24 protein-coding genes are annotated in these 21515 nt (G+C 64.0%); 14 read left to right on the plus strand and 10 right to left on the minus strand.

All coding sequences use genetic code 11. From position 1 onward, the window contains the following. The first annotated feature begins 11 nt into the window (after positions 1 to 11). Together ACSBOB_RS25735 and ACSBOB_RS25740 are read left to right on the plus strand one after the other, a co-directional pair. Complete coding sequence (locus ACSBOB_RS25735) at positions 12 to 1064, plus strand: ABC transporter ATP-binding protein (protein ID WP_442578895.1); 1053 nt, start codon at positions 12 to 14, stop codon at positions 1062 to 1064. Further along, entirely contained in the window at positions 1061 to 1225 is a 165-nt protein-coding gene (locus ACSBOB_RS25740) for a hypothetical protein (RefSeq protein WP_442578896.1), read from the plus strand. Before ACSBOB_RS25735 ends, ACSBOB_RS25740 begins: the two co-directional genes overlap by 4 nt. Before the next feature lie 246 nt (positions 1226 to 1471). On the opposite strand, the gene ACSBOB_RS25745 is transcribed toward ACSBOB_RS25740, so the two are convergent. The 9 genes from ACSBOB_RS25745 to ACSBOB_RS25785 form a co-directional block, all read right to left on the minus strand. After that, complete coding sequence (locus ACSBOB_RS25745; protein WP_442578897.1) at positions 1472 to 2359, minus strand: amidohydrolase family protein; 888 nt, start codon at positions 2357 to 2359, stop codon at positions 1472 to 1474. A gap of 2 nt (positions 2360 to 2361) precedes the next feature. Next, positions 2362 to 3519, minus strand: a complete 1158-nt coding sequence (locus ACSBOB_RS25750) for a vWA domain-containing protein (RefSeq protein ID WP_442578898.1) — start codon at positions 3517 to 3519, stop codon at positions 2362 to 2364. A 61-nt stretch (positions 3520 to 3580) separates the two neighbouring features. Further along, the gene (locus ACSBOB_RS25755; protein WP_442578899.1) at positions 3581 to 4459 is read right to left on the minus strand and encodes an AAA family ATPase; all 879 of its coding nucleotides are present in this window, start codon (positions 4457 to 4459) and stop codon (positions 3581 to 3583) included. A gap of 16 nt (positions 4460 to 4475) precedes the next feature. Next, complete coding sequence (locus tag ACSBOB_RS25760) at positions 4476 to 5480, minus strand: xanthine dehydrogenase family protein molybdopterin-binding subunit (protein ID WP_442578900.1); 1005 nt, start codon at positions 5478 to 5480, stop codon at positions 4476 to 4478. A gap of 3 nt (positions 5481 to 5483) precedes the next feature. Next, complete coding sequence (locus tag ACSBOB_RS25765) at positions 5484 to 6848, minus strand: xanthine dehydrogenase family protein molybdopterin-binding subunit (protein ID WP_442578901.1); 1365 nt, start codon at positions 6846 to 6848, stop codon at positions 5484 to 5486. 13 nt (positions 6849 to 6861) lie between these two features. After that, positions 6862 to 7344: a (2Fe-2S)-binding protein gene (locus ACSBOB_RS25770; RefSeq protein WP_442578902.1), complete on the minus strand. Its 483-nt coding sequence runs from the start codon at positions 7342 to 7344 to the stop codon at positions 6862 to 6864. A 78-nt stretch (positions 7345 to 7422) separates the two neighbouring features. After that, positions 7423 to 8220 (minus strand): FAD binding domain-containing protein, encoded by a 798-nt coding sequence (locus ACSBOB_RS25775; RefSeq protein ID WP_442578903.1) that lies wholly within the window; start codon positions 8218 to 8220, stop codon positions 7423 to 7425. Positions 8221 to 8250: 30 nt separating this feature from the next. Next, on the minus strand, positions 8251 to 8694 hold the full coding sequence (locus ACSBOB_RS25780) for an SRPBCC family protein (RefSeq protein ID WP_442578904.1): 444 nt from the start codon (positions 8692 to 8694) through the stop codon (positions 8251 to 8253). Positions 8695 to 8795: 101 nt separating this feature from the next. After that, complete coding sequence (locus ACSBOB_RS25785) at positions 8796 to 9620, minus strand: helix-turn-helix domain-containing protein (protein ID WP_442578905.1); 825 nt, start codon at positions 9618 to 9620, stop codon at positions 8796 to 8798. A 295-nt stretch (positions 9621 to 9915) separates the two neighbouring features. On the opposite strand from ACSBOB_RS25785, the gene ACSBOB_RS25790 reads away from it, so the two are divergent. The 12 genes from ACSBOB_RS25790 to dhaK all read left to right on the plus strand — a co-directional run bounded on the left by ACSBOB_RS25790 (position 9916) and on the right by dhaK (position 20182). Beyond that, entirely contained in the window at positions 9916 to 11247 is a 1332-nt protein-coding gene (locus ACSBOB_RS25790; RefSeq protein ID WP_442578906.1) for an ABC transporter substrate-binding protein, read from the plus strand. 130 nt (positions 11248 to 11377) lie between these two features. Beyond that, positions 11378 to 12310 (plus strand): carbohydrate ABC transporter permease, encoded by a 933-nt coding sequence (locus ACSBOB_RS25795; RefSeq protein WP_396647360.1) that lies wholly within the window; start codon positions 11378 to 11380, stop codon positions 12308 to 12310. Further along, positions 12307 to 13254 carry a carbohydrate ABC transporter permease gene (locus ACSBOB_RS25800; RefSeq protein ID WP_442578907.1) on the plus strand — a complete coding sequence of 316 codons (948 nt, stop codon included), beginning with the start codon at positions 12307 to 12309 and terminating at the stop codon, positions 13252 to 13254. The genes ACSBOB_RS25795 and ACSBOB_RS25800 overlap by 4 nt, the downstream gene beginning before the upstream one ends. A gap of 274 nt (positions 13255 to 13528) precedes the next feature. Beyond that, entirely contained in the window at positions 13529 to 13732 is a 204-nt protein-coding gene (locus ACSBOB_RS25805; protein WP_442578908.1) for a hypothetical protein, read from the plus strand. Between the two features lie 4 nt (positions 13733 to 13736). Next, positions 13737 to 14834 carry an ABC transporter ATP-binding protein gene (locus ACSBOB_RS25810; protein ID WP_442578909.1) on the plus strand — a complete coding sequence of 366 codons (1098 nt, stop codon included), beginning with the start codon at positions 13737 to 13739 and terminating at the stop codon, positions 14832 to 14834. Continuing rightward, positions 14827 to 15840: an ABC transporter ATP-binding protein gene (locus tag ACSBOB_RS25815; protein WP_442578910.1), complete on the plus strand. Its 1014-nt coding sequence runs from the start codon at positions 14827 to 14829 to the stop codon at positions 15838 to 15840. Before ACSBOB_RS25810 ends, ACSBOB_RS25815 begins: the two co-directional genes overlap by 8 nt. A gap of 14 nt (positions 15841 to 15854) precedes the next feature. Beyond that, a complete protein-coding gene (dhaL, locus tag ACSBOB_RS25820; protein ID WP_442578911.1) occupies positions 15855 to 16457 on the plus strand; it encodes a dihydroxyacetone kinase subunit DhaL in 603 nt (200 codons plus the stop codon). Beyond that, positions 16454 to 16843, plus strand: coding sequence for a dihydroxyacetone kinase phosphoryl donor subunit DhaM (dhaM, locus tag ACSBOB_RS25825; RefSeq protein WP_442578912.1), 390 nt, complete (start codon positions 16454 to 16456; stop codon positions 16841 to 16843). The genes dhaL and dhaM overlap by 4 nt, the downstream gene beginning before the upstream one ends. 17 nt (positions 16844 to 16860) lie before the next feature. Continuing rightward, positions 16861 to 17163: an HPr family phosphocarrier protein gene (locus ACSBOB_RS25830; protein ID WP_442578913.1), complete on the plus strand. Its 303-nt coding sequence runs from the start codon at positions 16861 to 16863 to the stop codon at positions 17161 to 17163. Further along, positions 17147 to 18739, plus strand: a complete 1593-nt coding sequence (gene ptsP / locus ACSBOB_RS25835) for a phosphoenolpyruvate--protein phosphotransferase (RefSeq protein WP_442578914.1) — start codon at positions 17147 to 17149, stop codon at positions 18737 to 18739. Before ACSBOB_RS25830 ends, ptsP begins: the two co-directional genes overlap by 17 nt. 2 nt (positions 18740 to 18741) lie before the next feature. Next, a complete protein-coding gene (locus tag ACSBOB_RS25840; protein WP_442578915.1) occupies positions 18742 to 19170 on the plus strand; it encodes a hypothetical protein in 429 nt (142 codons plus the stop codon). Positions 19171 to 19195: 25 nt separating this feature from the next. Further along, a complete protein-coding gene (gene dhaK, locus ACSBOB_RS25845; RefSeq protein ID WP_442578916.1) occupies positions 19196 to 20182 on the plus strand; it encodes a dihydroxyacetone kinase subunit DhaK in 987 nt (328 codons plus the stop codon). Positions 20183 to 20321: 139 nt separating this feature from the next. Here the strand turns inward: dhaK and ACSBOB_RS25850 are convergent, their stop codons facing one another. Next, complete coding sequence (locus ACSBOB_RS25850) at positions 20322 to 21341, minus strand: DUF930 domain-containing protein (RefSeq protein ID WP_442578917.1); 1020 nt, start codon at positions 21339 to 21341, stop codon at positions 20322 to 20324. Between the last annotated feature and the right edge of the window lie 174 nt (positions 21342 to 21515).

The following is a 21515-nucleotide window of genomic DNA, read 5'->3' on the forward strand; positions in this document are numbered from 1 at the left end:
CGGATTCACGCATGGGCATTGTTTTCGAGGGGATATCAAAGATCTTTCCGGACGGCACCGCCGCCCTGCACGGGCTCGACCTCGAGTTCGAGACCGGCGAGTTCATCGTGCTGCTCGGGCCGTCCGGGTCCGGCAAGACCACCGCCTGCCGCGTGCTGGCGGGACTGGAAGACCCGACCGGCGGCCGCATCCTGGTCGACGGCCGCGACGTCACGCAATTGCCGCCGCGCCTGCGCGGTATCGGCATGGTGTTCCAGAACTATGCGCTCTACAGCCACAAGACCGTCTACGAAAACATCGCCTACCCCCTGCGCGTCCGCAAAGTCGGGCGCGACGAGATCGAGCGCAGCGTCAAGGCCATGGCCGACCTCCTGCAGATCGGCCGTTACCTCCATCGCAAGCCCGGCCAGCTTTCCGGCGGCCAGGCGCAGCGCGTGGCCGTGGCGCGCGCGCTGGTCTGGCAGCCCGACATCTGCCTGATGGACGAGCCGCTCTCCAACCTCGACGCCTTGCTCCGGCTGCACATGCGCACCGAGTTGAAGCGCCTGCACCGGGAGTTGCGAAAGACCTTCGTGTTCGTCACCCACGACCAGGAAGAGGCGATGACGCTCGCCACACGAGTCGCGGTATTGCGTGACGGCAAGCTCGTGCAGTTCGACACGCCGCAGACCGTCTACCGCAAGCCCGCCACCCGCTTCGTCGCCGAATTCATGGGCCGGCCGGCGATGAACACGTTTGACGGCACGGCGAGCGCCGGCGTCTTCACTGCCGCCGGCTTCGCCTGCCCCGCGCCCGGATTCTCCGACGGCCCAATGACGCTCGGCATCCGCCCCGAGCAGATCGAGATCGTCGACGGATCGGCACCGGATGCCATCGCCTTCGAGGTCGACGTCGTCGAACTGGTCGAACCCGACATCCTGATCTTTGCCCGGCGCGGCAAGAACGCGATCATCGTGCGGGCGGGCGGCGACCGCCACTACGACCATGGCGCGCTTCTGCACCTGCGCTTCCCGCCAGCCGCGCTGCACGGCTTCGACGCCAGCACCGGGCAGCGCCTGCCGTGAGCGCTCTGATCGTGTTCCTGCCCTTCCCGGTCACCGCGCTCTGCGCCTGGCTGTTCTACCGCTTCAATCGCCGCCGCCGCTGGTTCACCATCGGCGAGATGATCTTTTGGGACATCATCCTGCTCGTCGTCCTGCAACTCATCTGGCTGATCTGGTTCTGAAGGGGTCTACGGGATCGACGTCCGCGTGGCCCTCCTCTGAAACAGCCTTCAAGCGGCAAGCCGCCGTCAACGCAAACGACGGTTGCGTCAACGCGAAACGCATCTGGATGAAGCTTGGAGCCGCAAAAATCGGGTCATCGTGAAGCGATTCAAGCGGCTTTCCAAGCCGCGTCCAGTCAAACCGCCGGAATCGCTCGATATTCCGAGCTTCACGCGACTTCCGGAAATACGGATTTCAAAGCCGCCTCACACCGGCCGATAGACGCGCTCGGCGGTGTTCCAGAAGATATTGTCCTGGTCTTTCAAGCTCTTGCGCGCCACCGCGGCCCTGTGCGCGGCGATCAACTCGGCATGGCTGGTCCACAATTTCTCAATCGGGAAGTTGGAGCCGAACATCAGCCGCTCGCTGCCCAGAATGTCGATCGCCGCATCGTAGATCAGCGCGATCAGCGCCGGGTCGTTCCGATGCTCGAACGTGCCCAGGCCGGAGAGTTTTGCATAAAAGTTCGGCGCCGCGGCCAGCGTGCGCAGCCCGGATTTCCATTCCTCGACGGTCCTGTCGTCGCTGGCCGTCAGCATGCCCGCATGGGTCAGGATGAAGTCGATTTCCGGATTCTCTCCAACGAGTTGCAGGCCGTCCTTCATCTGCGCCGGGAACAGCTGCAGGTCGAAGGAAAGGCCATAATCCTTCAGCCGCGCCACGTTTCTGCGCACGGTCGGATCGATCACCTGGTCCGCCGACTTTGCAAAACGAAACGCCGGTGTCTCATGCCAGTGCAGTTGCATGCGCACCCCGCGCAGCAAGGGATACTTCTTCAGCCGGTCGATCTGCGGGCGGATATCGTCGACGGTGAAATCCGTATATCCGACAATGGCATGCGGCCATCCGCTGCGCTCCGCCGTCTCGGTCAGGAAGGCGACTTCCTTCTCGAAATCCTCCTTCGCCCAGTTGGTCTGCACATAGACCGCCTTCTCGACACCCGCACCCTGCTGGTCGGCCAGAAACTCCTCGATCGGATAGTCGCGACGGATCGGCTCATAGGGTCCGAAGATGCGCGGAACCATCGGCCCGACCAGCCACGGCTGGTCCTTCTGCCGCCAGATATGGAAGTGAGAATCGATGATTTTTCGCATGGTTACACCCTTTTGTTCCACATATGTTCCGCATTCGGTGCAGGTCGGGCGAGGGACAGGATGAACTTGGTGAGTCCGGCCACGGACGAACCGTCGACCAGATCGTCGAGGACTGGCAAAATCGCTTTTAGCGCAGCGGTTTGCGGGCGGAAGCGCGAGTCGCCGGCCAGCGGCGTCGCCAGCGACAGCCGCCACGCTCGCGCCGCTAGCCGCCGCACCGCCGTCTCCATCTCGGCATGGTCCCCCCGCTCCAGCCCATCCGAAAGCATCACCACCGCCGCGCCGCGCGCAAAAGCCGAAAACCTCGGGACCGACAAAAAGGCCAGCAAAACCGGGCCGATACGCGTACCACCGTCCCAATCCTCCACCAGCGGCGAGGCCCGCGCCAGCGCCTGTTCCCGGTCGCGGATGCGCAGCGGCGCGGTGATGCGCGTCAGCCTTGTGCCGAATGTGAAGATTTCGGCGGTTGGCGCTGCCTGCACGACAGTGTGCGCAACCGCCAGATAATCCTCCGTCCAGAATTTCATCGATCCTGAAATATCGATTAGAATCAGTAGCTTGCGTTGGACATGTTGACGCTTGCGAAACAGCGGCGCCGGCACGTCGCCATCCGCCCGCACGATCTCGCGCAGCGAGCGGCGAAGGTCCAGTTTTCCACGCGCATGCGTGCGCACGCTGCGGAACGAGTGGCGCACCGGCAGCGCCGCCGGCAATTGGCGACGGAACAAATCCAGCGCGTCCTCGCCGCGTCGAAAATCTCGTACCCCGAGCCGCTCGGTGGTGGAAGCGCTTTCGCCGCTCTCGTCGTCCCGGCGGATCTCAACCTCTTGATTTTCCTCGCCACCATCGTCCTTGATGCCGGTCTCTTCCTCGCCATCGGCCTCGACAAGGCTTTCGATCTCGCCATGGAAGAAGGCGCGAAAATGCGCATCGAACTCGCCGCGTCGGTCGGGCGCGGGCGCCAGTGTCGCAAGTGCCGCCTCATGAATATCGCGCATCGACCGGGGACCGAGCAGCGTCACTGCCTGCATGAAACTTGTCACCTGTTCTGGTGAGGCAGGAAAGCCGAACTTTCGCAGGTGGCGGGCGAAGCCGAGGAATGGCGCGGCGGCGGGCGGAACGGTTGCGCCGCCGCACGTCGTGGCACCTTTGCCCCTCATCCGACCTCGCTCCGCTCAGTCGCCGCATTGCAAGTGGCATCAACTCTGGTGATTAGGATCATCACCCCAATGCCTCCTCGACGATCCGATCCAGTTCGGGCGCGATGTAGGTCAGATCCTCCTCGTCCTTGATCAGCACGCCGATGGCGCGGCGGAAAGCCAGTGGCCAAGACGATCCGGTTTTTTCCAACATGGTCGCGGCGTTGGCCCATTCGACCGCCTCCGCGATGCCCGGCGGTTTCGCCAGCGGCCGGGCACGAATACCGCCGACCGCCTTCGCCACCGCGCGCGCCGTGGCCTCGGCGACATCGCCGGCGCGCAGCATGATGATCGCCGCTTCACGTTCGGCGTCGGGATAGGCGATCCAGTGATAGACGCAGCGGCGGCGCAACGCCTCCGCCAGCTCGCGCGTGCGGTTGGAGGTCAGCACCACGACCGGCTGGCTGGCGGCCGACAGCGTGCCGCGCTCGGGAATGCTGATCTGGAAATCCGAAAGGAATTCAAGCAGCAGCGCCTCGAATTCGTGATCCGAGCGGTCGATCTCGTCGACCAGAAGCACCCGCCGCTCGGGCGCGCGCAGAACCTGCAGCAGCGGTCGGTCGATCAGGAAACGGTCGTCATAGATGTCGATCTCCTGGTCGCCGGCGTGGCGGATGGCAAGCAGTTGACGCTGGTAGTTCCACTCGTAAAGCGCATGCGAGGCGTCGATGCCCTCATAGCATTGCAGCCGCACAAGATCACGCCCGAGCACAGCGGCGATCGCCTTGGCGGCCTCCGTCTTGCCAACGCCGGGCGCGCCTTCCAAAAGCAGTGGTTTTCCCAGTCGGATCGCCAAAAAAACCGCCGTGGCAAGACCTTCGTCGGCGATGTAGCGGGCATTTTCCAGCGCCGCCGCGATGGCTTCCGGCGAGGCGGCTATCTGTTCAGCGGATGCGCTCATCGGACCTTGCTTCGGGCTATGCCGCCCGCTGTTCCTTCAACGCCCGGAGAATCCGCTCCGGCGTGATCGGCAGCATGTCGATGCGCACGCCGACGGCGTCAAAGACGGCGTTGGCCACCGCCGGGATCTGCGGGTTGGCGCACATCTCGCCCGGCCCCTTGGCGCCGTAGGGACCGTCCGCCGCCGGCCGCTCCAGCACGATGATCTCTGTTCCCGCGAGGTCGCCCGGGCCAGGCATCAGATATTCATTGAAGTCGGTGCCACCGTGGTCGCGGCTCGGATAATAAGGCTCGGTCGTCTCATAGAGCGCATGCGAAATGCCCATCCATGAGCCGCCGACAAGCTGCTGCTCGACCATCTTCGGGTTCAGCGCGCGGCCTATTTCGAAAACGTTCTTTACCGAGACGACCGTGACCTCGCCTGTCTCGTCGTCCACCTCGACGTCCGCCACCGTGCAGGCATGGGCGTAGCAGGTGGAGGGCTTCATGGCGCCGGTCTCGACCTCCGGATAGGAGCGCGGCACCAAAAACATGCCGCGGCCGGAGATCGAGCGGCCGAGTTTGAAATGCGCCATCAGCGCCGTGTCGAAGATCGAAATGGATTTCTGCGGCGCGCCCTTCACATGGATGATGCCGGTGCCGTCGGTATCAAGGTCGTCAGCATTCACCTCCAGCGCTTCCGCCGCCACTTCCAGCATGACCTGCCGCGCCTCCCGCGCCGCCTGCACCACGGCATTGCCGATGCGATGCGTGCCGCGCGAGGCGAAAGTGCCCATGCAGTGCGGGCCGGTGTCGGTGTCGGCGGTGTCGATGATGACTTGCTCGGTCGGCACGCCGATGGTCTCGGCGCAGATCTGCGCCATGACCTGCTTCAACCCCTGCCCCAGGTCGACGGAAGACAGCGTCACCATGAAATTGCCGGTCGGCGTCGAATGGACCAGCGCCTGGCTGGGATCGCCGCCGAGGTTCATGCCGGTCGGGTAGTTGATCGCCGCCACGCCGCGGCCACGCCGGATCGCCATCGCTCAGCCTCCCTTGTACGAGGACATTTGCAGGTATTTTTCGGCGACCGGCCAGTTGGCGGCGCGGGAGGCCTCCTGCATGCACTCGATCAGCGCCGCCCCGGTCGTCGGCTGGCGATGCGCCTTCATGTCGCCGTCGCGGTAGGCGTTGACGAAGCGGAACTCGAGCGGGTCCATGCCGATCAGCCGCGCCAGCTTGTCCATCTGCACCTCCAGCGCGAAGTCGGCGATGGTGACGCCGAAGCCGCGCATGGCCGAGGACGGCGTGCGGTTGGTGTAGACGCAGTAGGTGTCGATCCACACATTCGGCACCGTATATGGGCCTGGATAATGCGCGGCGCCCTTCTGCGCGCCATAGGGCGAATGCCGCGAATAGGCGCCGGCGTCGGTATAGCCCGTCACCTTGCGGGCGAGGAGCCGCCCATCCTTCGTGACGCCGTCCTTGATGATGATCTTTTCCGCCGCGCGCGGCGAGGAAATCTGCATCTCCTCGTAGCGCCCATAGATGAAGGAGACCGGCCGGCCGGTCAGTTTTGCCGCCAGGATGGCGATCGGCTCGACGATGACGTCGACCTTGCCGCCGAAGCCGCCGCCAACCGTGCCGCCGACCATATGCAGCTTGTGGCCCGGCATCTGGAGGATGATCGAGGTGTTGTCGAGCGTGAAGAACATCGCCTGCGTGTTGGTGTGGCAGGTGAAGCGGTCGTTGCCCTCCGGCACGACGACGCAGCCGGTGGTCTCGGTCGGCGCCTGCTCGATGGGCGACGACGCATAGGTCTGCTCGAGGATGTGATCGGCCTCGGCGAACCCCTTGTCGATATCACCGAACCGCACTTTGCGGTGGTCGCCGCTGTCATAGAGGTAAAAATTGCCGGGATGGTATTCATTGACCAGCGGCGCGCCAGGCTTCAGCGCTTCCTCCATATCAAAGACGGCGGGCAGCACCTCATAATCGACTTTGACCTTGTCCACCGCCTCCTGCGCGGCGCGTTCGGTCTCGGCGACGACGGCCACCACCGCCTCGCCCTTCCAGCGCACCTTGTCCTCGGCCAGTACGTGCTCGTCTTCCGGCCCGACCTGGATAAGGATCAGGATGGTATAGAGATTGTGCGGAATGTCCTTGGCCGTCAGCACCCTGACGACGCCCGGAAGCTTTTCCGCCTCCGAAATGTCGATGCTTCTGATGCGCGCATGGTGATGCGGGCTGCGCACCATCTTCAGGTGCAGCATGCCCGGAAAATTGCGGTCGGCGAAATAGGCGGTCTTGCCGGTGACGTGGCCCGGCGCGTCGGAACGCGGCCGGCTTTGGCCGATCTCGTGCAGATCGTCCTTGCGCTCGTCGGCGAAGTAGTTTTTGCGCAGTTCCATTGCGGAAAACTCCTCAGGCCGCGTGATGCGAGTTGGAACGCGCCGCCGAAAGAATCGCGCGGATGATCGGCTCGTAACCGGTGCAGCGGCAGATGTTGCCCGATATGGCGTCGACCACCTCGTCGCGTGTCGGGTTTGGCACGCGGTCGAGCAGCACTTTCGCCGCCATGATCATGCCCGGCGTGCAGAAGCCGCATTGGGTCGCGAATCCTTCCTGGAAGGCGCGCTGCAATGGGTGAAGCACGCCGCCTTCCGCCAGTCCGGCCGTGGTGGTGATTTCAGCGCCTTCGCAGGTCTCGGCAAGCGTGAGGCAAGAAAGCCTGAGTTCGCCGTCGACCAGCACCGAGCAGGTTCCGCATGTGCCCTGCTGGCAGCCGCCCTTCGGCGAGGTGTCGCCGAGTTTTTCACGCAGGACCTTCAGGAGCGTCGAGCCGCTTTCGACGAACTCGGCCTTTTCGTCGCCGTTGAGCACGAACTGGATCGGTACCTTCGCCATTCTTTTCTTCCTCCCGCGCCGGCCCGAAGAGGCGGCGCATTTCGGCGATTCCCTGGGCCGTCGATATTTGGAACAGACCTAAGACAACAGCAGCCGTCCCAGATGGACTGGCAGAACCTCGGCGCGATACCAGGCACTGGCAATGGCGTCGGTGATCGGCGACGTGCCTTGCGTGACGACGGCTAGCGCCGGCGCAATGCCCTCCGCCGTACGCTTGCGGCCGACCAGCGCCTGCTCGGCCGCAAGAGCGCGCATCGGACGATCCGCCATGCAGCCCAGCGCGATGCGCGCGGTGCGGATCGTCCCGTCAGCTGTCTCGTCGAGAAGGGCAGCAATGCTTAGCACCGACACGCCTTTCGGCTTGACCCGCGCCACCTTCACGAAGCGGAATTTTTGAGCCGCCGGCACATCGAACCGAACGGCGCTGACGATGCGGCCAGCGTTCGCGGCCCGAGCCTTCAAGAAGGCGTCGATCGGCGTTACCTGGTCTCCCTGCAGAACTTCCGCATCCAGCGCGAGCAGCGCCACGGCGAAATCGCCATAGGGCGCCGGCGCGAACAGATTGCCGCCGACGGTCGCCATGTTGCGGATTGCCGGCCCGCCGACAGCGCGCGCTGCCTGCGCGATCGCAGCAAGCTCCTGGTGGCGCGCGATGGCCGCCATGGTCACCGACGCCCCGATGGTGGCGCGGCCGCCTTCGACCGAGAGCGCCGACAGGACCGGATCGGTCGAGCGCACGAAGGTGGACAGCGAAACGTCGCCTTCGTTGGCGGCGCGCACAACCAGAGTGCCGCCACCAAGATAGCGCGCGCCTGCGGCTTTCAGCGCCGCGCCCGCGTCGTTCACATTGGCAAATGTCTTGAGTGCAAGCGGCATCGCATCCTCCCCGAGCTGGCCGCGAAACTTTCAGCCGTTGCCGGCGAAATGGTCCTTCAGCGCGTTGAAGCCGCCCTGAAAGACGTTTGCGCCCATGCCCTTGGCGATATCGTCGGCCTTGTCGGACGGCGCGTCGAACTCCGCCGTCCAAACCGCATAGGTACGGTCGCCGTCGCTGACGCGCTCCAGCCTGAGCGTGGATGCGTGATTGGTGATCGGCATGGGATGGGAGACGATCGAATAGGTGACGAGACGGTCTTCGTCCGAGAAAGCGACGAGCTTTTCGCGGACGGTCGCGCCTGAGGCCAGTTCGAAGTTGCGCACGGCGCCGATATCGGTTGCGGCCTTGCCGTCCTCGATATGGCTTTTAACCATGCGCGGATGCCAGCTTGGCAGGCCGTTGAAGTCGCGAATGCGCGCCCAGACCTTTTCGACCGGTGCGTCGATGACGCTCGAAATCCTGACACTGGCCATAAGGCGCTCCTCCCAGATTGCGTGTTAGGAGAAGCTTAGCCGGACGGTCAGCGGTCGCTTATCAATCAGTCTTGGACGCTTATCGATGCGTCTGAAAAAGTTCAGGCGGTCGCCCGCGCCGCTTCACGATAGATCGTCGGCGGCACGCCGGCATGGTCGCGGAAGAATCGGGTAAAATTGCCTTGCGAGGTGAAGCCGAGATTGCAGGCGACGGAGGTCAGCGAATCCTCCGACTGGAGCTGTTTCAGCGCCTCCTCCATGCGCAAAGTGTTCCAGTAGACGTTGGGCGTCAGGTTGGTCTGCTCCTTGAACAGCGCAAAGAAATGCGGACGCGACAGGCCGACGCTCCTCGCTACGTCGTCGAAGCAGATGCGCTCGCAGACGTTGGTCTTCATCAACTCGATCGCCTTGCGCACGCGGAAATCCTGCATGGCGCCCTGGCCGGCGATCCGCGCCTTGCGCGGTCGCGCCATGTCGGCGGCGTCGATCAGGCTGTCGATCAGCCGCTCGGTCTCGTAACCCGCAAGTTCGTCCCCTGCCCCGTCGTTGAGCTCGTCGTAGAGGCCGACGGCGGCGCGATAGAGCCAATTGTCGAGCGGCAGCGATACGACCGGAAACAGCGGCACCTTGGGCGCGAGGCCAAGCCGGCGGCGCGCCCATTCGGGATCGATGTATAAGGCCAGGAACTGACCGGGCGCGCCGTCGCTGGACAGCGCGTGGCTGTGCGGCTGGAACGAATTGATGCAGGCGGCCATGCCCGGGCCGAGCCGCACCGTCTGCCCGCCGATTGTCATCTCTCCCGCCGTGCCGTCCAGCCAGATGATGATGTGCGCCTCGGCATGGGCATGCGTAACGAAGTTGCTGGCGACGTTGAGAACGGAGACGTGCCCGAACGCGCCCCGGAAGAGCTTGATCGAGGTGGTCATGATTTCCTCCCAGGGTTTCGTTTCGCGTGGATGCGTGACCCTGTTGCCGAAATAGTGAGGCCGGGACGGCGGATCGTCAATACGGCGAAGGTTCGACACGCGGCGAGCAGATCATCGGAGGCGTGGAGAATTGATTGTGCAGCGCAGCACATTTTCCCCCTTGCGTGTTTAGTAAATTCTGTTTCAACTAAACAAAATTACTCAACACGCCGCGATGCGTGTGGGCGCCCTCGGGAGGGGCGAGAGGGTTCTTGAAACGGGTCATCCGGACACGTTTCGCAAATGGGAGGTAGGCATGAAATTGACATGGAAAGTGTCGCTCGGCCTGGCTGCGGGGCTTGCCGCCTCGACCGCCATGACGGGCGTTTCGCAGGCCGAGGATCTGACGCTTTGCTGGGCCGCCTGGGACCCGGCGAATGCCCTCGTCGAACTGTCCAAGGATTTTACCGCGCAGACCGGCATCGGCATGAAGTTCGAGTTCGTGCCGTGGACCAACTACGCCGACCGCTTCCTCAACGAGTTGAACTCCAAGGGCAAGCTATGCGATCTGATCATTGGCGACAGCCAGTGGATTGGCGGCTCCGCCGAGAACGGCCATTACGTCAAGCTCAACGATTTCTTCGACAAGGAAGGAATCAAGATGAGCGACTTCGTCGACGCCACTGTCGTCGGCTATTCACAGTGGCCGAAGAACACGCCGAATTACTGGTCGCTGCCGGCCTTTGGCGATGTGGTCGGCTGGACCTATCGCAAGGATTGGTTCGCCAAGCCGGAACTTCAGGCCGCATTCAAGGAAAAATACGGTCGTGATCTGGCCGTCCCCGCGACCTTTGCCGAGTTGAAGGACATTGCGGAGTTCTTCCAGGGCCGCGAGGTAGACGGCAAGAAGGTCTACGGCGCCTCGATCTATACCGAGCGGGGCTCCGAGGGCGTCACCATGGGCGTCATGGACGTGCTCTATTCCTTCGGTTTCAAATACGAGAACCCCGACAAGCCCTACGACATGGAAGGTTTTGTCAACTCCGAGAAGTCGGTGAAGGGCCTCGAATTCTACAAGGCGCTCTACGATTGCTGCACACCGCCCGGCGCCTCCAATAGCTACATGGGCGAAGGCATCGACGCCTTCAAATCCGGCCAGGTGGCGTTGCACATGAACTTCGCCTTCACATGGCCGGGCCTGCAGAAGGACGAGATGGTCGGGGGCGAGAAAGTAGGCTTCTTCGCCAATCCAGCGGGTCCGGACGGCGAAAAGCTCGCCCAGCTCGGCGGCCAGGGCATCTCGGTCGTTTCCTACTCAGACAAGCAGGACGCCGCGCTTCAGTACATCAAATGGTTTGCAACGGCCGACGTGCAGAAGAAGTGGTGGTCGCTCGGCGGCTTCTCCTGTTTGAAGGCTGTCGTGGAAGATCCTGGCTTCGCGGCCAGCCAGCCCTATGCGCAGACTTTCCTCGACTCCATGGCGATCGTGAAGGATTTCTGGGCCGAGCCCAGCTACGCCTCGCTGCTGCAGGCCTCGCAGAAGCGTTTCCATGACTATGTCGTCGCCGGCCAGGGCACGGCCAAGGAAGCGCTCGACGGCCTGGTCAAGGACTGGACCGAAGTGTTCGAAGACGACGGCAAGATGTAAGCCCGCGTCCTCCCAACTCCGCCCCGCGCCGTGTTAGTTTGGCGCGGGACGGAGATCGCTCATCATGCAAGACCTGCCCGGCAGAAAGCCCGTCGTGACCGACACCCACCCTTCCCTACTGGATCGGACCATGGAGGCCGCCGCCCGGGCAACGCCGGAGCCGCTGGCCAAGACGGTACGCGGGCTGTCCGACCGGATGGTCGCCTGGCTGTTCATCGCGCCGACCATCCTGCTGCTGCTTGCCATCAACATCTTTCCATTGATCTGGGCGATCCAGCTCTCCTTCACCAACTACCGCGCCAACCGCCCGAACGAGGCGGTCAAGAATATCGGCCTGCAGAACTATGAGCGCATCCTGACCGACCAGGACACATGGATCGCGATGCAGACGACGGCGCATTTCGTTTTCTGGACGATCCTGCTTCAGACGCTGATCGGTTTTTCGCTGGCCTATTTGATCGACCGAAAATTCCGCGGCCATGCCTTCTGGACCACAATTATCCTGGTGCCGATGATGCTGTCGCCGGCGGTGGTCGGCAATTTCTGGCGCTTCCTCTACGAGCCGCAGATCGGACTATTCACCTATATCGTGTCGTTCTTCACCGGCATCCCGACGACCGAAATCCTGATGCTGTCCAACGTAAAGTTGGCGCCCTGGGCGATCATCATCGTCGATACCTGGATGTGGACGCCCTACGTCATGCTGATCTGCCTGGCGGGGCTGCGCTCCATTCCGGATTACATCTATGAGGCGGCGGAGGTCGACCGCGCGTCGAACTGGAGGCAGTTCTGGTCGATCACCCTGCCGATGGCCCTGCCCTTCATCATGCTCGCGGTGCTGTTCCGCGGCATCGAGAACTTCAAGATGTTCGACATGGTCAACCTGTTGACCGGCGGCGGGCCGGGCTCGACCACGGAGGTCGCCTCAATCACGCTGAAACGCGAAGCCTTCGAGAAATGGCGCACCGGCTTCTCATCCGCCTTCGCCATCATCCTGTTCGTCGCCGTCTTCGGACTGGCCAACATCTATGTGAAAGTCCTGAACCGGGTGAAGAGCCGATGAGCGCCGCCGCCCATTCCGTCGTCGAGCCGAGCACGACCTCGAAGCGCGTCGCCGCCACGCTGGTGATCGTCTACGCGGTCATTTCGATGATCCCGCTGTTCTGGATCTTTGCCACCAGCTTCAAGACGCCGCCGGATTCGATCGCCTATCCGCCGAAGGTCGTGTTCACGCCGTCGATCGAGGGCTATTGCAACCTGTTCACGACGCGCACCCGCCAGACTGCGGAATACATAAACTCCCTGCCGCCGGCGACGAGCTTCTGCGACGAGACCACGCGCAAGCGAAACATGGTGATCGCCGGCCCGTCCAACTTCCTGCCGCGCTTCCTGAACTCTATCATCATTGCCTTCGGCTCGACATTCCTTGCCGTGTTCCTCGGCACGCTGGCCGCCTACGGCTTCTCGCGCTTCAAGGTGCCGCTGGCCGACGATCTTTTGTTCTTCATCCTGTCGACCCGCTTCATGCCGCCGATCGCCGTGGCCATCCCGATCTACCTCATGTACCGCGAGATTGGCCTCTCCGACACGGCGCTCGGCATGATCCTGCTCTACACCGCCGTCAACGTCTCGCTGGCTGTCTGGCTGCTCAAGGGCTTCATCGACGAGATCCCGCGCGAATACGAGGAAGCGGCGATGATCGACGGCTATACGCGGCTGCAGGCCTTCTGGCGCGTGGTGCTTCCGCAGGCCACGACCGGCATCGCGGCCACCGCCATTTTCTGCCTGATCTTCGCCTGGAACGAATACGCCTTCGCCGCGCTGCTGACCTCCGGCACCGCACAGACCGCCCCGCCCTTCATCCCGACAATCATCGGCGAGGGCGGGCAGGACTGGCCGGCAGTCGCCGCCGGCACGACGATCTTCCTCGTGCCGATCCTGGTGTTCACGATCCTGCTGCGCAAGCAGCTCCTGCGCGGGATTACCTTCGGGGCGGTGCGGAAATGAGCGGCCGTCGAACTCCGTCCAACACCCCTCATCCGTCTCGCCCTTCGGGCTCGACACCGCCCTGGGCGCTTCGCGCCCGTCCTTCGGACCCCACAAGGGGAGAAGGGGGAGCGCGGCACCTGCGCCTCTGCCAATCGCCGACGTTTGAGATTTGCCGAAGCGGAAAAGCAAGGCTCCCCCTTCTCCCCTTGTGGGAGAAGGTGTCGAGCGAAGCGAGACGGATGAGGGGTGTTCCAGCGAGGCGCGGCTATCCTGAAATTGCCGGAGGCGGGGCATGAGCAAATCCGTCGCCTCCAAACGCTCTTCCTGGCCCCGCGCTCTGCGGCGCGGTCTGCTTGAAAACATCGCCACCGTCGTGATCGGTCTCGGCTTCCTGATGCTGTTCCAGCCCTTCGCCATTGAGCTCTACACCTGGTCGTTCGTCACCATGCTCGCCGGCACCGTCATGTTCATTGTCGTCTCGAAATTCCCGGACTAGGACGATGGCCGAAATCCGCGTGCAAAACCTTCGCAAGGAATTCGGATCGTTCATCGCGGTCCAGAACTCCAACTTCGTCGTCCAGGACGGCGAGTTCTTCGTCATGCTTGGGCCGTCCGGCTGCGGCAAGACCACCACGCTGCGCATGATCGCCGGCCTCGAACTGCCGACCGGCGGAAAGATCCTGCTCGGCGGCGAGGACGTTACCATGCTGCGGGCGCGGGAGCGCGACATCGCCTTCGTCTTCCAGCTTTTCGCCCTCTACCCGCACATGAACGTCAGGAAGAACATAGGCTTCCCGTTGCTCGCCCAGGGCATGGCGCGAGCCGAAATCCGACAGCGGGTCGAGGAGACGGCCAAACTGCTGCGCATCGACCATCTGCTCGACCGGCCGGTGTCGGGACTCGCCGGCGGCGACCGCCAGCGCGTGGCGCTCGGCCGCGCCATCGTGCGCCGGCCGAAATGCTTCCTCATGGACGAGCCGCTCGGCACGCTGGACAGCGAATTCCGCGACGTAATGGTCCACGAACTGCGCGAGTTGCACAACCGCATCCGCGCGACAACCGTCTATGTCACGCATGACCAGTTGGAGGCCATGTCGATGGCCGACAAGATCGCGGTCATGAATCATGGCCTCATCGAGCAATTCGGCACGCCGAAGGAAATCTACGACCGGCCGGCCTCGATGTTCGTCGCCGATTTCATCGGCTCGCCGCCCATGAATTTCCTTAAGTTCGAAAACGGACTGCGAAGGGGTGCGAAAGAGATCGTCGTGCAAGGTGCAACCGTCTCCGTGCCCGAAATCCATGAGGATTTCGCTTCGGCGGGTTTCGCGCTCGGCGTGCGGCCAGAGCACATCCGCTTTGACGATGCCTCGAAACTGCGCGGCGCGATCTACGGCACGGAATATCTCGGCACGACGCAGATCGTCGCCGTCGAGACCGCCGACGGCATGATCAAGGCGCGCGTGCCGGCAGACATCCAGCTTCGAACCGGCGAGCCGGTCGGCCTCGCGTTCAATGCCGGGCGCGTGTCGCTGTTCGACCGCGCGTCGGGCCGCGCGATCCGCACCGGGTTGAACGAAGGTGCAGCGCATGGCTGACGTATCGCTCCGCAATGTCTCGAAGGTCTTCGGCGAGACGGAAGCCGTTTCCGAACTGAACCTCCACATCGCCAATGGCGAGTTCGTCGTGCTGCTCGGCCCGACCGGCGCCGGCAAGACGACGACGCTGCGGCTGATTGCCGGGCTGGAGCGGCCCGAGCAGGGCTCGATCGTGATCGCCGGACGCGACGTCACGAAACTGGAGCCGGCGGCGCGCGACGTGGCCTTCGTCTTCCAGCAATATTCGCTCTATCCGCATCTCACCGTCTACGAGAATCTTGCCTTCCCGTTGCGCTCGCCGACGCGCAAACGCTCCGAGGACGAGATCAAGGCACGCGTCGCCGAGATCGCAAAACTGGTGCGCATCGACCACAAGCTGGAGAACAAGTCGACACGGCTTTCCGGCGGCGAGATGCAGCGCGTGGCGATCGGCCGGGCGCTGGTGCGGCGGCCGGCGATCTACCTGATGGACGAACCACTTTCCTCGCTCGACGCAAAACTGCGCGCCGATTTGCGTCTGGAACTGAAGCGCATCCAGACCGAACTTGGCTCGACGATGCTCTACGTCACGCACGACCAGATCGAGGCGATGACCATGGCCGACCGCATCGGCATCCTTGCCGAAGGCCGGCTGGTGCAGATCGGCTCGCCGCGCGAAATCTATACGCAGCCCGCCAATTTGCATGTCGCGGCGCGGCTCGGACAGCCGGCGATCAACCTGCTGCCCGCCGGCCTGCTGCCGGATGCCGCGCCTGCGGGCACGAAGACGGTCGGCGCGCGCACCGAGCACCTGAAGATCGAGAAGGCGGCCAACGGCCACGCCGACGGCACGATTGACTGGATCGAGCATCTCGGCGACCAGAACCACCTGCACCTGACCGTCAGCGACCGCAGACTGGTGACCTTGACGGACCCCGATACGTCCTTCCAGAAGGGCGACCGCGTGACCGTGCGGTTCCGCGCGCCGCTCTATTTCGACGGCGCGGGCAACAGGATCGGGGGATGAGTGTGGATGAAACGATGAGCAGGATCGACCTCTCAGCCCTGATCGCCGCCGTCGCGGACACGATGTCGGCGCATGCCGAGGAACTGACCGCGCTCGACCAGGCGATCGGCGACGGCGATCACGGGCTCAACATGAAGCGCGGGTTCGAAGCGGTGCGCGCCGACAGCGCGGCGCTTGCCGAAAAGCCCCTGCCCGATGCGCTGAAGGCGGTCGGCACGAAACTGGTCATGACCGTGGGCGGCGCGTCCGGCCCGCTGTTCGGCACGCTGTTCCTCACCCTCGGCAAAGAACTGCCCGCCGAGCCCGACCGCGCCGAACTTGCCGCCGCCTTCGGCAAGGCCGTCGATGCAGTGGCCGCGCGCGGAAAATCACAGGCGGGGCAGAAAACCATGCTCGACGTGCTCTATCCCGTGCAGGCGACACTTAGCGCTGGCAGCGCCGGCGCCGAAATCGCCGATACTGCGGACGCTGCCGCCGAGGCCACCAAACCAATGAAGGCGATCCGCGGGCGCGCCTCCTTCCTGGGCGACCGCTCGATTGGCCATGTCGACCCGGGTGCGCGTTCCACCGCGCTCATCGTGCGCGCCGTCACCAAAACCCTGGAGCGCAGTGCATGAAGAATGTCGGCATCGTCATCGTCTCGCATTCGGCGAAGGTCGCCGAAGGCACCGCCGACATGGTGCGCCAGATGGTCGGCGACGAGGTGCCGCTCGCCTGGTGCGGCGGCAATCCGGAGGGTGGGCTGGGGACCAGCGTGGAGGCGATCATGCAGGCGATCGACGGCGCGTGGTCGGATGCCGGCGTCGCAATCCTGGTCGATCTCGGCGGCGCCGAGACCAACAGCGAGATGGCGATCGAAATGATTGGCGAACCCAGGGCGAATCGGATCGTTGTCTGCAACGCGCCGATCGTCGAGGGCGCGGTGATGGCTGCGACGGAGGCTTCGGGAGGAGCGTCGCTCAAGGAAGTCGTGGCAACGGCGCACGAATTGGCGCCGGCTTGAATGGATCGGAATTTTTGATGACGGCGCTTGCACTAAGAGCGGTTGAGATCACGCATGAGGTCGGCCTGCATGCCCGGCCTTCAGTGAAGTTCACGAAACTGGCGAAGTCGTTCCCGGCCTCGATCGAGATGGCGCTAGCGCCGGAGGGTCCGTGGTTCGACGCCAAGAGCATCGTGAAGGTGATGGCGGCCAAAGCGCCGAAGGGCACCGTGCTCCACCTGCGCGCCAGCGGCGAGGAGGCGGAACTCGCCGTGGATGCGCTGGTCGCGCTGGTCGAGCGCGATTTCGACGAGGCCGAAGCGCATGTCCGGACCGCATAGGCTTAGCGGAATCCCCGCTTCGCACGGCTATGCGAAAGGCCCGGTGTTCGGCCTCGACGCCGGCTCGAAGGCCTATGCCGCCAAGGGGTCGCCGACGGAGGAAGCCCGCGCGCTTGCCATCGCCATCGAGGGCGCATCCGAGCAACTGGCTGCGCTCGCAACACAGACTGTCGGCGAGGCAGCCGACATGCTCGAGTTCCAGCTTGCCATGCTCGCCGACGAATCGCTCGCGGCGCCCGCCTTCGCTTTAATCGAGGACGGCGCTCTAGCCGACCGGGCATGGCGCGACGCGCTCGATGCCGAGATCGCCGGCTACGAAGCCTCCGACGACGAGTATTTTCGCGCCCGCTCCGCCGACCTGAAGGACATCCGCCAGCAGGTCCTTGACGCGCTTGTCCCCGCCGGAGATCTCTCGCTACCGCCCGGCGCCATACTTGTCGGCGACGACATCGCACCGACGCGTTTTCTCTCGGTCGACTGGTCGCAGGGCGGCGGCATCGCACTGGCAAAGGGCAGTTCGGCAAGCCATGTCGCCATGCTGGCGCGGGCGCGCGGGGTGCCGATGGTGGTCGGTCTTGGGCCGGTGCCCAGCGATTTCGATCTTCCGGTCTTTCTCGACGCGGAGCACGGCCACGTCCTGCTCGGCCCGAGCGACGAGGCCGAAGAACTTTTCCATAGGGCGGCGGAGGCCTTTGCGGCGCGCCGGCTCGCGGCGGAGGCGAATTCCGCAAACCCAGCCTCGACCGCCGACGGCACGCCGGTGCGCGTTCTCATCAACGTAGCTGACCCGTCCGATGTCGAGCGTATCGATATCGCGACCTGCGATGGTGTCGGGCTGATGCGCACGGAATTTTTGTTCGGCAAGCCTGAAGGACTGCCGGACGAGGAGACGCAGTATCTCGCGTACCGCAAGGTGCTGGAGTGGGCAGCCGGCAAGCCGGTCACGATCCGCACCGTCGACGCCGGTGGCGACAAGCCAGTGCCGGGTTACACGGTCGAAGAAGGCAACCCCTTCCTCGGCCTGCGCGGCATCCGCCTGTCGCTGGCGCGCGCAGAAATTTTTCGCGTGCAGATCCGTGCGCTGCTGCGCGCCGCCGTCTACGGAAACCTCAAAATCATGTTTCCGATGATCGCCGTGCCGGAGGAATATACCCTTGCCGCCGCGCTTTTCGCCGAGGAGGCTAAAGTTTTGGCCACGGCCGGGATCGAGTACGTCCTGCCGCCGCTCGGCATCATGGTCGAGGTGCCTTCCGTGGCAATCGCGCCGGAGCTTTTCGCCGATGTCGCCTTCTTTTCCATCGGCTCCAACGACCTCACCCAGTATGTCATGGCGGCGGCGCGCGACAACACCGCGGTGGCGGCGCTCAATTCCGTGCACAATCCGGCGGTGCTGCGGCTGATCGCTTCCGTCGCCGCCTTCGGCCAGGCGAACGGCATTCCGGTCAGCCTGTGCGGGGACGCCGGCGGCGATCCGACCGCCATACCTGCCTTGCTGGAAGCTGGCCTGCGCGACCTTTCCGTCGTGCCCGCGCAATTGGCGCTCGCGAAAGCCGCGGTCGCCGGCGTCACGCTCTGACCATGGCGAAGAGCCCGCAGCCCGAGCCGAAAGACGCCGAGGCGGCGATCCGCGCCTACAAGACTGTTCTGTCCACGGTGATCGACCAGCGTCCGTCCGGCACCCGCCAGCGGTTGGCCGACACGCTCGGAAAACACCGCAGCTTCGTCACCCAGATCACCAGTGCCGCCTATTCGACACCAATCCCGGCGAAACATCTGCAGGCGATCTTTTCCGTCTGCCATTTCAGCATGCAGGAGCGCGACGCCTTCCTCGCCGCCTACCGCGCCGCGCATCCGGGCAAGGCCGCGCACGAGGCCGGGCTCAGGCGCAGCCGCCACATCTCTCTGGTGGTGCCAGACTTGGGCGACGACAGGCAGAACGCCGCGCTCGACCGCGCTATCAACGAATTCATCCACAAGATCACCAGCATCGCTGGCAAGGGCAGCTAGCTAGGCAGGAACGGGAGGAGGAAAAATGAAAAAATTCATCAACGCGGTCGACACGGTGCTCACCGAAACCCTCGACGGGTTCGCTGCTGCCCATTCCGACATTTTGGCGCTCGGCGGTGGCCACAAGTTCATCCGGCGCAAGGTGCTCAAACCCGGCAAGGTGGCGCTGATCTCCGGCGGCGGCTCCGGCCACGAGCCGCTGCATGGCGGGCTAGTCGGCTTCGGTATGCTCGACGCAGCCTGCCCCGGCCAGGTCTTTACCTCGCCGACCCCCGACCAGATGATGGAGGCGGCCGCCGAGGTCAACACCGGTGCCGGCTGCCTGTTCATCGTCAAGAACTACGAAGGCGACGTCATGAACTTCGAGATGGCGGCGGAAATGTCGGAAGGCGTCATGCAGGTCATCACCAATGACGACGTTGCGGTGGAGGATTCGCTCTATACGACCGGACGGCGCGGCGTCGCCGGTACGCTTGTGGTGGAAAAGATCGTCGGTGCCGCCGCCGAGGAAGGCCGCGCGCTGAAGGACTTGAAGACGCTCGGCGACAAGGTCAACCGATCGACCCGCTCGATGGGTGTGGCGCTCACCTCTTGCACCGTGCCGGCCGCCGGCAAACCAAATTTCCAGATCGGCGACGACGAGATGGAATTCGGCGTCGGCATCCATGGCGAACCCGGCCGCCGCCGCGCGAAACTCGCTTCCGCCGACGCCATCGCCGAGGAGATCTGCGAGGCCATCGCCGGCGACCTAGGCGCGGCCGCCAAGGGCAATGCGCTGCTCTTCGTCAACGGCTTTGGCGGCACGCCGTCGATGGAACTTTATCTCATGTACAACAGTGCACGCCGGCAGTTCGAGAAGCGCGGCATCACGATTGCGCGCTCCCTTGTCGGCTCCTACGTGACCTCGCTCGACATGGCAGGCTGTTCGATCACGCTGTCGATGCTGGACGATGAGGCGGCGCGCCTGTGGGACGCCAGGGTGCACACGGCAGCGCTACGCTGGGGCATGTGAGGCCGCGCCCTTCGACACGACGGGATCGGGCCGGAAGGGCTGCGACCGGGATATCTGGCGTGGCGACGACAGTTCCAGCCTACCTTGGGATGGGCGAGCCAAACCTTCGCAGCCGCGGGCGCAAAGCAGCGCCCGGCCTCTATTGCGACCTGATCCCGTAGCGCACCCATTCGCTGCGCGGGATCGGGCCTCCGACGCCGAACGCGAAGGACACTACCCTTGTCGCGTCGCTGTCCACTTCGCAGCGAAAGCCCAGATGGCGCCATTGTCCATTGCCGTCGAAGGCTGTGTCGGCATTTTCAATGACCGTGCCGGCTTTCAGCCCAAAAAGAGGCAATTGCTCGGCCAGATACGGGGGCGAGGCGTTTATCAATTGCAGTTTCAGTTCCGCGAAGCACAGTTCGCCAGCCCGTTGTCCGCGCGGCATGCCATCCATCGCGGTCGTGGCAATCGGATCGCCGGTTGCGCTCCGCGAAAACAATCTCTTTGCTTCCACAAGCTTCGGGGCTTTTGGCGCCTTGGCCTTATCCGCTGCCTTGGGCGCCCGTATTTTGGGTGCAGCCATTCCTGGTTCGCCGGGCGGCGCGATCTGATTTTTCGCCTCGGCCGCTGCCAGGACCGGCGGTTGCGCGGGATCCTGCTTATCCGGCGCATCCGGTGCTGTCGTTGACGCCGAGCCTTCCTCCGCGCTGCTACCATCGGAAGACTGGCGGGGACCAGCGTCCTTCTCGCCGAATCGGACGACTCGCCTCACGCCAGGTTGGGGTGCTTGCGGGGGGGCGGTATTGTTCGCCGGCGGAGGTTTCTCGGCCTTTACTTCCTGCGGCTTTTCGGGCTTGGGCTCTTGCCTGGGCGGCGACGGTTCCGCCCTGGGTTCCTCCGGTGGCTTGGGCGGCGGCACGATATCGACCTTTATCGCCTGCTCTTCCTGCGGCTGCGGCAGCGATGCGGGCAGTTCGAACATCAGGAGCGCGGGAATGAGCAGATGCAAGGCAAAGGAGGCAGGCAAGGCCCACCTGAATACCCAGTGCTCGTCCCACGTCTCATCCTTCATCCGGACGGATGTGGGCTGAAATCGAGGCGGCATCAAGCGCCAATGCTGCCGGATGTCGGGATGCTGGTCACCACCTTCGGAAATTGGTCGAGCCACCATGAACATCCAATGCCATAGCCGTTGCCGCCCTGACCTGAATTCGACACCCGGATGCGGCCAATCAGCCGTTGTCCCAATCGGGCTCGGAGCCCGATGTGACACGAGACGCCGCGAAACCGATCGGGCAGAAGTTGGGGGCAATATTCAGCCGCGCTTGCGACAGACCATCCAGCCGGCGAA

The organism is Mesorhizobium sp. KACC 23794 (genome assembly GCF_052180275.1).
GTDB lineage: Bacteria > Pseudomonadota > Alphaproteobacteria > Rhizobiales > Rhizobiaceae > Kumtagia.

Excerpts from the sequence above, each read along its gene's own strand:
- ACSBOB_RS25735 (WP_442578895.1), top strand. The coding sequence starts at position 12 with ATGGGCATTGTTTTCGAGGGGATATCAAAGATCTTTCCGGACGGCACC.
- ACSBOB_RS25745 (WP_442578897.1), bottom strand. The coding sequence starts at position 2,359 with ATGCGAAAAATCATCGATTCTCACTTCCATATCTGGCGGCAGAAGGAC.
- ACSBOB_RS25750 (WP_442578898.1), bottom strand. The coding sequence starts at position 3,519 with ATGAGGGGCAAAGGTGCCACGACGTGCGGCGGCGCAACCGTTCCGCCC.
- ACSBOB_RS25755 (WP_442578899.1), bottom strand. The coding sequence starts at position 4,459 with ATGAGCGCATCCGCTGAACAGATAGCCGCCTCGCCGGAAGCCATCGCG.
- ACSBOB_RS25760 (WP_442578900.1), bottom strand. The coding sequence starts at position 5,480 with ATGGCGATCCGGCGTGGCCGCGGCGTGGCGGCGATCAACTACCCGACC.
- ACSBOB_RS25765 (WP_442578901.1), bottom strand. The coding sequence starts at position 6,848 with ATGGAACTGCGCAAAAACTACTTCGCCGACGAGCGCAAGGACGATCTG.
- ACSBOB_RS25770 (WP_442578902.1), bottom strand. The coding sequence starts at position 7,344 with ATGGCGAAGGTACCGATCCAGTTCGTGCTCAACGGCGACGAAAAGGCC.
- ACSBOB_RS25775 (WP_442578903.1), bottom strand. The coding sequence starts at position 8,220 with ATGCCGCTTGCACTCAAGACATTTGCCAATGTGAACGACGCGGGCGCG.
- ACSBOB_RS25780 (WP_442578904.1), bottom strand. The coding sequence starts at position 8,694 with ATGGCCAGTGTCAGGATTTCGAGCGTCATCGACGCACCGGTCGAAAAG.
- ACSBOB_RS25785 (WP_442578905.1), bottom strand. The coding sequence starts at position 9,620 with ATGACCACCTCGATCAAGCTCTTCCGGGGCGCGTTCGGGCACGTCTCC.
- ACSBOB_RS25790 (WP_442578906.1), top strand. The coding sequence starts at position 9,916 with ATGAAATTGACATGGAAAGTGTCGCTCGGCCTGGCTGCGGGGCTTGCC.
- ACSBOB_RS25795 (WP_396647360.1), top strand. The coding sequence starts at position 11,378 with ATGGAGGCCGCCGCCCGGGCAACGCCGGAGCCGCTGGCCAAGACGGTA.
- ACSBOB_RS25800 (WP_442578907.1), top strand. The coding sequence starts at position 12,307 with ATGAGCGCCGCCGCCCATTCCGTCGTCGAGCCGAGCACGACCTCGAAG.
- ACSBOB_RS25805 (WP_442578908.1), top strand. The coding sequence starts at position 13,529 with ATGAGCAAATCCGTCGCCTCCAAACGCTCTTCCTGGCCCCGCGCTCTG.
- ACSBOB_RS25810 (WP_442578909.1), top strand. The coding sequence starts at position 13,737 with ATGGCCGAAATCCGCGTGCAAAACCTTCGCAAGGAATTCGGATCGTTC.
- ACSBOB_RS25815 (WP_442578910.1), top strand. The coding sequence starts at position 14,827 with ATGGCTGACGTATCGCTCCGCAATGTCTCGAAGGTCTTCGGCGAGACG.
- dhaL (WP_442578911.1), top strand. The coding sequence starts at position 15,855 with ATGAGCAGGATCGACCTCTCAGCCCTGATCGCCGCCGTCGCGGACACG.
- dhaM (WP_442578912.1), top strand. The coding sequence starts at position 16,454 with ATGAAGAATGTCGGCATCGTCATCGTCTCGCATTCGGCGAAGGTCGCC.
- ACSBOB_RS25830 (WP_442578913.1), top strand. The coding sequence starts at position 16,861 with ATGACGGCGCTTGCACTAAGAGCGGTTGAGATCACGCATGAGGTCGGC.
- ptsP (WP_442578914.1), top strand. The coding sequence starts at position 17,147 with ATGTCCGGACCGCATAGGCTTAGCGGAATCCCCGCTTCGCACGGCTAT.
- ACSBOB_RS25840 (WP_442578915.1), top strand. The coding sequence starts at position 18,742 with ATGGCGAAGAGCCCGCAGCCCGAGCCGAAAGACGCCGAGGCGGCGATC.
- dhaK (WP_442578916.1), top strand. The coding sequence starts at position 19,196 with ATGAAAAAATTCATCAACGCGGTCGACACGGTGCTCACCGAAACCCTC.
- ACSBOB_RS25850 (WP_442578917.1), bottom strand. The coding sequence starts at position 21,341 with ATGTTCATGGTGGCTCGACCAATTTCCGAAGGTGGTGACCAGCATCCC.